The organism is Saccharopolyspora sp. NPDC047091 (genome assembly GCF_040643635.1).
Lineage (GTDB): Bacteria > Actinomycetota > Actinomycetes > Mycobacteriales > Pseudonocardiaceae > Saccharopolyspora_C.
Map to the genome: position 1 here is coordinate 58,042 of NZ_JBEYUS010000031.1, position 8,758 is coordinate 66,799.

Below are 8,758 nucleotides of genomic sequence, written 5' to 3' on the forward strand. Positions count from 1 at the left end.
GGTCAATCCGCCGCGGGCAGGATCGGCTCGTCCGTTCCGCCGCACGGATCGGCCCGGGGCACCACCCGTTCCGGCTCGGCGCGCGGGTCCTCCAGGTGGGTGCGCAGCAGCGCGTGCCGGAACTGGTACACCGGGCCGTGCCTGCGCAGCACGCCGCGTTCGTGGGCGTCGGTGAGGAACGCGATCGGCCGCCACGGCAACCTCCCGCGCAGCGGCAACCAGATGCGGCCGAACACGACCCACTCGCCCCAGGCGCTCCACGCGAGGATCGCCCCGAGACCGCCGCCGACCCCGCCCAGGACGCCGAAGTTGAGGCTGCTCAGCCACGTCCACACCAGCTCGAGCCCCCACAACCGGCCACTGAGCAGGTCCACCACCAGATATCCGCTGACACCGACGGACAGCCCGAACACCGGGCCGAACAGCAGCAGCTGGAACAGCGCGGCGCGGCGGTTGGCGGCCAGCAGCGCCTCGGGGCTGGCCGCCGCGCTGATGTCGATGGGGGCGTCGAACAGCGCCGCGAGGAACAGCACGAGCCCGGCGCCGAGGCCGAACATCGCCGCGAACAGCAGCCCGTCCACCACCGCGGTCGGCAGCACCGGTGCGCCGGTCAGGCCGGCGCGCACCAGCCCGGGCACGAACCCGCAGCAGAACCCGAACGCGGTCCCCAGCAGCAGCGCCACGGCGGCCCTGGTGGCGATCGTGCGCAAGGACCGGGAGTCCGGCCTGCGCGGTCCGCGCCGGAACCGGAGGCGCACGTGCGAGGGCTGGACCGCGGCGCGCCGGATCACGAGCCCCGCACCGTGCGCCAGCCCGAACCCGGCCCCGGCGACCGCCCCGTTGAGGACGCCGTCCGCGGCGGCGGCGACCAGGCTCTCGGCCACGCCGCTTCCGCCCGCCACGTAGAGGAACCAGTGCCCGAGGAACACCACCGCGCCCACCGCGACCCCGGTGACCAGGGCGACCACCAGCATCCGGGTGCGCCGGGGCAGATCGTGGGCGATCTTCCACCAGGCGAGGTCCTGGGCGTCCCGCCGCGCGCGATCGTGCTCGCGGGCGTCCCGCCGGGCCAGGTGGGTGGCGAGGTACCGGAACCAGGGCTGCACCTGCCGCGACGTCCACGGCCTGCGCCACCGGATCGGCCGGGCGGTGGCGAGCTCGTCGTCGTAGGTGGTCGGGACGTACTTCTCCAGCAGGTGGCGCCGCAGCAGGGCCGGAGTCGGGAAGCGGGTGGTGTCGAGCAGTTCTTCCGGGCGGGCACCCGCTTCGCGGTACGCGGCGCGGGCCAGCGACGCCATCAGCGGATTCCGCAGCACGTGCCGCAGGTTCCGGGACGCCGCGTCGTGCGGCGGGTGCCGCAGGACCGGTTCCCAGCGGCGGCCCGCCTCGGTCCCGCTCCGCACCAGGTGCCGGGTCAGGTCGTGCTCGGCGAGTTCGTCGAGCCGGATCGCGGCGGCCGACTTCACCGGCTCGGATTCGGCCAGCAGGGCCGCGTACTCCTCTTCCCGGCTGGTCAGCAGCAGCGGTCCGTCGTGCCTGCTGAGCGCGTGCAGCGCGCTGCGGCGCCGGGGTTCGGCGATCTCGTCGAAGCCGTCGAGCACGGGCAGGACCAGTTCGGAATCGACCAGGTCCGCCGCCGTCCGCCGGCCGCCCGGTTGCGGGTAGTCGTGCGCGAGCCGATCGGCCAGCCAGTGCTGGAGGTCGACCTCGCGCGGGTCCCAGGGGCCGAGGTCGAAGCGGACCGGAACCGGTCGGCGGACCTGCCCGCGCCCGTCCAGCATCCGCAGCACGAAGTCGACGGTGAGCACCGTCTTGCCGGATCCGGCGGGACCCAGCACCACGAGCCGTCCGGACGGCACCTTGCGGTAGGTCGGCACGATGCCGCGCCGCTCCTCGTCGAACACGCCGGAGAGGTCGATGGCGGATTCCCGGTCGCGGTGCAGCTCCGCCGGTGCGGCGGCCCACCGCACCGGGAGCGCGTCGTGCTCGCGCAGCACCCGCTCCTTCTCCCGCTTCCAGCGGGTGCGCACCTCCCGCCCCAGCACGCGCAGCGGCTCGTCGAGCGCGGTCGGCCGATCGAGCCCGATGGACCGGGCCGGGTCGCCGTGCAGCACGCCGGTCTGGATCAAGGTCTCCACCCGGGCGCCGTCGCCGAGGCGGACGGTGTTCTCCACCCGATCGGCGGCTGGGCCGGAGCGCTCGTCAGAACCCGACATCCCACGAACCTCCCCGGAGGGCGGCCCCGTCCGCCCCGGAAGGACAAGGTCCCACAACTCGGCGGCGCTGAACACGGCCGCGCTGCGACCGGATCACCGGAAAACTCCTCAGTATATGCCGAAAGCAGTGGGAGTTCGCGCGCTGGTGCGGAATGTTGCCGCCGCGATCACCCGACTGGCCGCTGGAGCCCGGCGTCCGGCCTTGGTTCGCTCAGCACGGCACCCGCCCAGGGGAGGCGGGTCGACATCAGACGGGGGACCCTGATGCGAACCGAACACCGCACCGCGCCGCGCCGCTGGGCCGCGGCACTGATCGCGCTCACCGCCACCGCCGCGCTCACCGGGCCCGCGGCGCACGCCGCACCCGCGACGCCGCACTTCGCCGACGGGCACGGGATCACCGTCGTCGGGCAGCCGGAATGGCACAGCGAGCGGACGTTCACCATCACCGTCCGCACCGACCAGGTGCCGGAACACCCGCCGCTGCCGGGCCAGGTCTCCGGCGAGCACGTCGTCATGGTGACGCTGCCCGACGGTTACGACGGCACCACCCGCTACCCGGTGCACTACACGCTGCACGGCTCGCCGGAATACCCGAACGCCGTGCAGAACATGGAGATCACCGAGGAGGCCACCGCAGGCGTCCCGCTGATCACCGTGGAGCCCAACGGCGGCGGTCGCGGCTGGTACACCAACTGGGTGGCGCCGGGGAGCTCCGGCGTGCAGCACTGGGAGACCTTCCACCTCGACCAGCTGATCCCGCTGATCGACGACAACCTCGCCACCATCGCCACCCGCGAGGGCCGGGCCATCTCCGGGCACTCGATGGGCGGGTTCGGCGCGTTCCACTACGCCGAGCACCGGCCCGACCTGTTCCGCTACGTCGGCAGCTTCTCCGGCGACCTCGACCTGCTGAACCCGGAGATGCGGGCCGCGGTCACCGCGTCGGCGCTGTGGGACGGCGCGGGAACCCCGCTCGACCCGCCGGAAGCGATCTTCGGGTCGCCGGTGTGGCCGAACGACGGCATCTGGAACGCGCAGAGCCCCGCGCAGCACGTCGGAGCGCTGCGCGGCATGGGAGTCGCGATCTACGCGGGCAACGGCGGGAACCTGCTGGAGGACCCGGTCCTGGCCATCGCGGAGAACCGGGTGCGGGAGACCGCGGTGGTCACCGCGGCGAACCTCGCGGCGGCGGGCATCCCGCACGACTTCCTCGACTACGGCGACGGCAGCGGCTGGGGCGAGGGGTGCAACGGCAAGCACGCCCAGCGGGCCTGCCTGCAAGCCGACCACGACGACTACGTCGGCCGCATCATGGACGTCCTGCAGCACCCCTAGCCGCGGGAGGTGAACGGCCCGGCGGGTGGGCCGTTCACCCCGGCGAACTCACACCAGGAAGTGGAACAGCGGGCTGTCCGGGGGAACCTGCTGGATGCGGTGCGGGATCGCTTCCATGCGCTTGAGGATCGGGTCCAGGTTCTCGGGGGCGCCGAGTTCGAGGCCGACCAGGGCGGGGCCGGTCTCCCGGTTGTTGCGCTTGACGTACTCGAACAGGGCGATGTCGTCGTCCGGGCCGAGCACGTCGTCCAGGAACCGGCGCAGTGCACCGGGTTCCTGCGGGAACTCGACGAGGAAGTAGTGCTTGCGCCCTTCGAACACGAGCGCCCGCTCCACGATCTCCGCGTACCGGCTCACGTCGTTGTTGCCGCCGGAGATCAGCGACACCACCGTCGAACCCGGCGCGAGCCCGAGGTCCTGGGCGAGCGCGGCGGGCGACAGCGCGCCCGCGGGTTCGCTGATGATGCCGTCCGACTGGTACAGGTCGAGGATCTCGACGCAGATCTGCCCCTCCGGCACGGCCACCAGCTCCGGCGGGTCGAGCGCGGCGATGGCGTGCGGGTTGCGGCCGACGACGCGCACCGCGGCGCCGTCCACGAACGGATCCAGATCGTCCACAGGGGACGGTTCGCCGCGGTCGATGGCGAGCGCCATGCTCGCCGCGCCCTGCGGTTCGGCGCCGATCACCCGCACCTGCGGGTGGTTCTCCCGCAGCCAGGCGAGGGTGCCCGCGAGCAGCCCGCCACCGCCGACGGGCACCACCACCGCGTCGGGGGCCTTGCCGAGCTGCTGCACGACCTCGCGGATCACGGTGCCCTGACCGGCGATGGTGCGCGGGTCGTCGAACGCGGGGATGAGCGTCATGCCGCTGTCGGCCGCGTCGGCGCGGGCCGCGGCGTCGGCGTCGTCGTAGGTGTCGCCGAGCACGATGACCTCGACGTGGCTGCCGCCGAAGCGGGCCACCCGCTGCCGCTTCTGCCGCGGCGTGGTGCGCGGCAGGTACACGCGGGCGGAGACGCCGAGCGACTCGCAGGCGAACGCCACGCCCTGCGCGTGGTTGCCCGCGCTGGCGCACACGACGCCGCGCTCGCGCTGTTCCGCGGAGAGCTGGCTGATGAAGTTGTACGCCCCGCGCACCTTGTAGGACCGCACCGGCGTGAGGTCCTCCCGCTTGAGCCACACGTCGAGCCCGTGCCGGGTGGAGAGCCGTTCGTTGTGCTGCAGCGGGGTCGGGGGGATCGTCGTGCTGAACCGCTGGGCCGCGGCGTCCACGTCCGCGGCGCGCACCGGGCTTGGCGACACGTCGTCGACCTCCTGTCGGGTGTGTCGGTGTTGGGGCACGGGTCCGAGCATGGTCCTGCCGGTCGCGCGGCCCGGCGGCGGGGGTGGGCCCGCGCGGCCGTGTTCGGCCGCTTCGGTGACGCTGCGCACAGGATCTGCTGCTCGTATCACCCGATGTGGAGCCGATCCGATGCGGACGGTCGTCGGTGGTGACCCTGTGCGTCGATCTCCCAGTGCATGGGAATCCTGAACACCGCTCGCATTCCACCTGGTGGACGTCCCGGGCTCGGCGGGCCGTCCGCAATGCCCGCTTCGCCGGATCGGGCGCCCGGTCTCCGGGACGACCCCGGCAGCGGCCGCGAGATCCACCCGGAATCCGTTGCGGTACCGCCGAACGCGCGGTCCACCGCCCAGAAAACCGGGAAATTTCCAGGAGATCCGACCGCGTCGCGGGGACCTACGATGACCCGGACCTGCTCGCCCGCGCCATCCGGCCGGGGAAGTGCCGCGACGCAAGGGGAATCGATGCTCGGGACGTTCACGCGCCGGACCTGGTGGACCGCGCTGGCTGCGACCGCGGCCCTGCTGCTCGCCCCCGCCACCGCCGGAGCCGACGAGTCCGGCGGCAAGGGCGTCAGCGTGAACCCGGGCGACGGCGTGGACCAGGCGCTGCGCGACGTCGGCGCCGACTGGTACTACGGCTGGGCCGCCGACCCGCAGGGCGTCACCGCACCCGACGGCGTCGAATTCGTGCCGATGATCTGGGGCGCCGACTCGGTGAACCAGCAGGACCTGGAGGCGGCGAAGCAGTCCGGGTCGACGCTGCTCACCTTCAACGAACCGGACTTCGACGAGCAGGCCGGGATGAGCGTCGAGCAGGCCCTCGACCTGTGGCCGCAGCTGGAGGAGACCGGGATGCGGCTGAGCGCACCCGCCGTCGCCACCGGCGCCGACCAGGACGGCGGCTGGCTCGACCGGTTCCTGCGCGGTGCCGACGAGCGCGGCCTGCGCGTCGACTTCATCCCGCTGCACTGGTACGGCGGCGATTTCTCCCCGCAGGCCACCGATCAGCTCCGCGACTACGTGCAGGCCGTGCACGACCGCTACGGGAAGCCGGTGTGGGTCACCGAGTACGCGCTCATCGACTTCGCCGGCGACACCCCGCGCTACCCGGACGCGCAGCAGCAGGCGGACTTCGTGCGCGATTCCGCGGCGATGCTCGACGGGCTGCCGTTCGTGGAGCGCTACGCCTGGTTCACTCTCTCCACCGGCACCAGTCCCACCGGTCTCTACGACGGCGCGCAGCCCAACGCCAGCGGCACCGCCTACCGCGACGCCCCCTGATCGGCGGAGCCCGCCCGCCGCGGCAGGACGAGGACGAGCGACAGCACGGTGACCAGCCCGAGGCTGCCCATGCTCAGCACCTGGTCGAGCAGGCCGTACATGGGCAGCATCGTGCTGTGGAAGCCGAAGTGCAGCGCGTTGAACACCAGCCACGCCGCACCGGCCGCTCTGGTCAGCGCCGCGTCGTCGATCCGCCGCAGCGCCGCACCGCTGAGCACCGCCAGCGCGAGGAACATCGCGCCCACGTCCCGCGCCAGGTGCTCGTTGTACGGGCCCGTCCGCGGCAGCCAGTCCAAGCCGAAACCGGGGAACGAACCGTGCCAGGACGCCGGCGCGGCGAACGCCCACACCCCGGTGCCGGCTCCCACCAGCAGCAGGACCACCAGGCACGCGCGGTCGACCCGGATCTTCACCGGCATGGCACCTCCCGGGTCTCGGGCCGTCATCGGTCGGCGAGCGCGTCGAAGGCGCGGCGCACGTGCCACACCAGGTCCAGGCGCAGCGCCTCGTCCAGGGTGAGCCAGCGGTGCTCGTCATGCTCTTCCGGCGCGGTGACCACCTGCGCCGCCGGATCCGCTTCGACGCCGTGGAAGGTGACCGTGTGGAAGCAGATCGGCCTGCCGCGGGTGTCGGCGTTGCTGAAGCGCGCCAGTTCGTCGGTGGCGCGGACGACCAGCCCGGTCTCCTCGGCGGCCTCGCGTCCGGCGGCGGCGCGCAGGTCCTCGCCCGGCTCGACGGTGCCGCCCGGCAGGTCCCACCTGCCGCCGAGGTAGCGGTCGGCGCCGCGCTTGAGCACCAGGTAGCGGTCCGCGCGCGCCAGCAGCACGTGCGCCACCCAGTGGTGGTCGTCGAACCGGAGTCCGTCGTCGAGCGTCATCCTGCATCTCCCGGTCTCGCCTCGGTGCGGGTCCAGCTTCGCAGTCCGGGCGCGGTGGCGGGGACGGATTCCGGTGATCGGCGCAGCGCCGGGGCGGGGGACGAGCCCCGAACCGGGACGCGGGAGGATGGGGGCATGGTCGAGCAGAGTCTCTGGATGCAGAAGGTCGCCGCCGATCCGGGGCACTCGGACTGGTACGTCGAGCGGATGCGCGGCCTGGCCCGCGCAGGTGACGACCTGGCGGGTGAGGCGCGGCTGGTGGACGCGCTGGTGCCGCGCGGCGCGCGCGTCCTCGACGCGGGCTGCGGGCCCGGCCGGGTCGGTGCCGCGCTCGCGGCGGCCGGGCACGAGGTGGTCGGCGTCGACGTGGACCCGACGTTGATCGCCGCCGCCGAGCAGGACCACCCGGGGCCGCGCTGGATCGTCGAGGACCTCGCCGAACTGGACCTCCCGGCTCGCGGGATCGGCGAGCCGTTCGACGCGATCGTCTGCGCCGGGAACGTGCTCGCGTTCCTCGCGCCCGCCACCCGCCGCGAGGTGCTGCGCCGTTTCCGCGCGCACCTGGCACCGGAGGGGCGGGTGGCCGCCGGGTTCGGCGCGGGCCGCGGGTACGAGTTCGACGAGTTCTTCGCGGACGTGGCCGCCGCCGGTCTGGAGCTGGACCTGGCGCTGTCCACCTGGGACGTGCGACCGTTCACACCGGACTCGCAGTTCGTGGTGGCCCTGCTGAGCCGCTGAACCCCGATTCGGCCGAACGCCGGGGCCGGATGGGTAGAACTGCTCATGCGGCGGGGGCCGCCACGCCGGGATAGTGAAGATCGAAGCACTTGATCCACTTCTCTGGGAGGCTCACCCCATGCACGGCGCACGGCGCATCCCGGCCACCGAAGCCCTCCACCGGTACCTGCTCAATCCGGCGGGACTGGGCTACCTGGCGCTGGTCGCCCTGGTGTGGGCGTGGATCGCGCTCGACGTGCTGCTGTTCGACCACGCCGACAACAGCCTCGTCGGCATGTGGGGATTCCTCGTCACCGCACCGACTTCGCTGGTGTTCGTGCAGCTGTCCGGGCCCGCGCTGTGGGGTGGCGTGCTGCTCGCCGCCGTCCTGCAGGCCCTGCTGCTCGGCGTCACCTACGCCGGCGTCCCGACCAAGCGGACCCGCACCCGCAAGCGCCGCACCGGCACCACCGCGAAGGCGAAGACCGCACCGAAGACCAAGACCACCGCGAAGACGAAGACCACCCCGAAGCGCCGCCCCCAACCCGCCAGGCGAACCCCCGCCCCCCGAGCCCGCGCCGCCACCGGAGCCCGCTAGTCCACTGTGGATCAACTGGGAAGCGTGGTCCGTCAGCGTTCCGGGGTCGGCCGGTCGAGCAGCATCTTCTGGGCGAGGTGGGCGAGTTCTCGGGTGCGCACCAGCGCCACCATGTCGTGCAGGGGTTCGCGGAAGCCGACGGTGCGCAGGGCGCGAGGGAAGCCGGGCCCGTCGGCGACGGCGCGGGCGACGATGGTGTCCCACCTCCGGCACAGACCCGCCGCGGCGGGGCGGCGGGTGCACCGAGCGCTACACCGGCCCGCGGACGACCGGCACCACCGGACTCGCCGCCGAGCGGACCCGCCGAGAGCCGAGCGCCGTCCGCGCGCGGCCACGAGCGGCCGGGCCCCTCGTGGGCCCGCGGCTGCCCGGGCTCGGGCGCGGGCG

General features: G+C 73.4%; 9 protein-coding genes. 4 read left to right on the forward strand and 5 right to left on the reverse strand.

The features are described from left to right. Positions 1-2 precede the first annotated feature (2 nt). On the reverse strand, positions 3-2,216 hold the full coding sequence (locus tag ABZ805_RS15795) for an NTPase (RefSeq protein ID WP_358440128.1): 2,214 nt from the start codon (positions 2,214-2,216) through the stop codon (positions 3-5). 264 nt (positions 2,217-2,480) lie between these two features. On the opposite strand from ABZ805_RS15795, the gene ABZ805_RS15800 reads away from it, so the two are divergent. Then, positions 2,481-3,554 (forward strand): alpha/beta hydrolase family protein, encoded by a 1,074-nt coding sequence (locus ABZ805_RS15800; RefSeq protein ID WP_358440131.1) that lies wholly within the window; start codon positions 2,481-2,483, stop codon positions 3,552-3,554. A 48-nt stretch (positions 3,555-3,602) separates the two neighbouring features. Here ABZ805_RS15800 and ilvA read toward each other — a convergent pair whose 3' ends face one another. Beyond that, entirely contained in the window at positions 3,603-4,841 is a 1,239-nt protein-coding gene (ilvA, locus tag ABZ805_RS15805; protein ID WP_358440155.1) for a threonine ammonia-lyase IlvA, read from the reverse strand. A 519-nt stretch (positions 4,842-5,360) separates the two neighbouring features. Between ilvA and ABZ805_RS15810 the strand changes: the two genes are divergently transcribed. Further along, positions 5,361-6,179 carry a glycoside hydrolase family protein gene (locus tag ABZ805_RS15810; RefSeq protein ID WP_358440134.1) on the forward strand — a complete coding sequence of 273 codons (819 nt, stop codon included), beginning with the start codon at positions 5,361-5,363 and terminating at the stop codon, positions 6,177-6,179. On the opposite strand, the gene ABZ805_RS15815 is transcribed toward ABZ805_RS15810, so the two are convergent. Both ABZ805_RS15815 and ABZ805_RS15820 read right to left on the reverse strand, forming a co-directional pair. Beyond that, complete coding sequence (locus ABZ805_RS15815; protein ID WP_358440137.1) at positions 6,161-6,598, reverse strand: hypothetical protein; 438 nt, start codon at positions 6,596-6,598, stop codon at positions 6,161-6,163. The two genes, ABZ805_RS15810 and ABZ805_RS15815, sit on opposite strands and share 19 nt — an antisense overlap. A gap of 23 nt (positions 6,599-6,621) precedes the next feature. After that, positions 6,622-7,056, reverse strand: a complete 435-nt coding sequence (locus ABZ805_RS15820; protein WP_358440139.1) for an NUDIX domain-containing protein — start codon at positions 7,054-7,056, stop codon at positions 6,622-6,624. Positions 7,057-7,191: 135 nt separating this feature from the next. Here ABZ805_RS15820 and ABZ805_RS15825 point away from each other — a divergent pair, with 135 nt between their 5' ends. Continuing rightward, positions 7,192-7,794: a class I SAM-dependent methyltransferase gene (locus ABZ805_RS15825; RefSeq protein ID WP_358440142.1), complete on the forward strand. Its 603-nt coding sequence runs from the start codon at positions 7,192-7,194 to the stop codon at positions 7,792-7,794. 118 nt (positions 7,795-7,912) lie between these two features. Then, a complete protein-coding gene (locus ABZ805_RS15830) occupies positions 7,913-8,371 on the forward strand; it encodes a hypothetical protein (RefSeq protein WP_358440144.1) in 459 nt (152 codons plus the stop codon). Positions 8,372-8,403: 32 nt separating this feature from the next. Here the strand turns inward: ABZ805_RS15830 and ABZ805_RS15835 are convergent. Continuing rightward, the coding region (locus ABZ805_RS15835; RefSeq protein WP_358440147.1) for a hypothetical protein at positions 8,404-8,758 on the reverse strand (355 nt) is incomplete at its 5' end.

Excerpts from the sequence above, each read along its gene's own strand:
- ABZ805_RS15825 (WP_358440142.1), top strand. The coding sequence starts at position 7,192 with ATGGTCGAGCAGAGTCTCTGGATGCAGAAGGTCGCCGCCGATCCGGGG.
- ABZ805_RS15815 (WP_358440137.1), bottom strand. The coding sequence starts at position 6,598 with ATGCCGGTGAAGATCCGGGTCGACCGCGCGTGCCTGGTGGTCCTGCTG.
- ABZ805_RS15795 (WP_358440128.1), bottom strand. The coding sequence starts at position 2,216 with ATGTCGGGTTCTGACGAGCGCTCCGGCCCAGCCGCCGATCGGGTGGAG.
- ABZ805_RS15820 (WP_358440139.1), bottom strand. The coding sequence starts at position 7,056 with ATGACGCTCGACGACGGACTCCGGTTCGACGACCACCACTGGGTGGCG.
- ABZ805_RS15800 (WP_358440131.1), top strand. The coding sequence starts at position 2,481 with ATGCGAACCGAACACCGCACCGCGCCGCGCCGCTGGGCCGCGGCACTG.
- ABZ805_RS15810 (WP_358440134.1), top strand. The coding sequence starts at position 5,361 with ATGCTCGGGACGTTCACGCGCCGGACCTGGTGGACCGCGCTGGCTGCG.
- ABZ805_RS15830 (WP_358440144.1), top strand. The coding sequence starts at position 7,913 with ATGCACGGCGCACGGCGCATCCCGGCCACCGAAGCCCTCCACCGGTAC.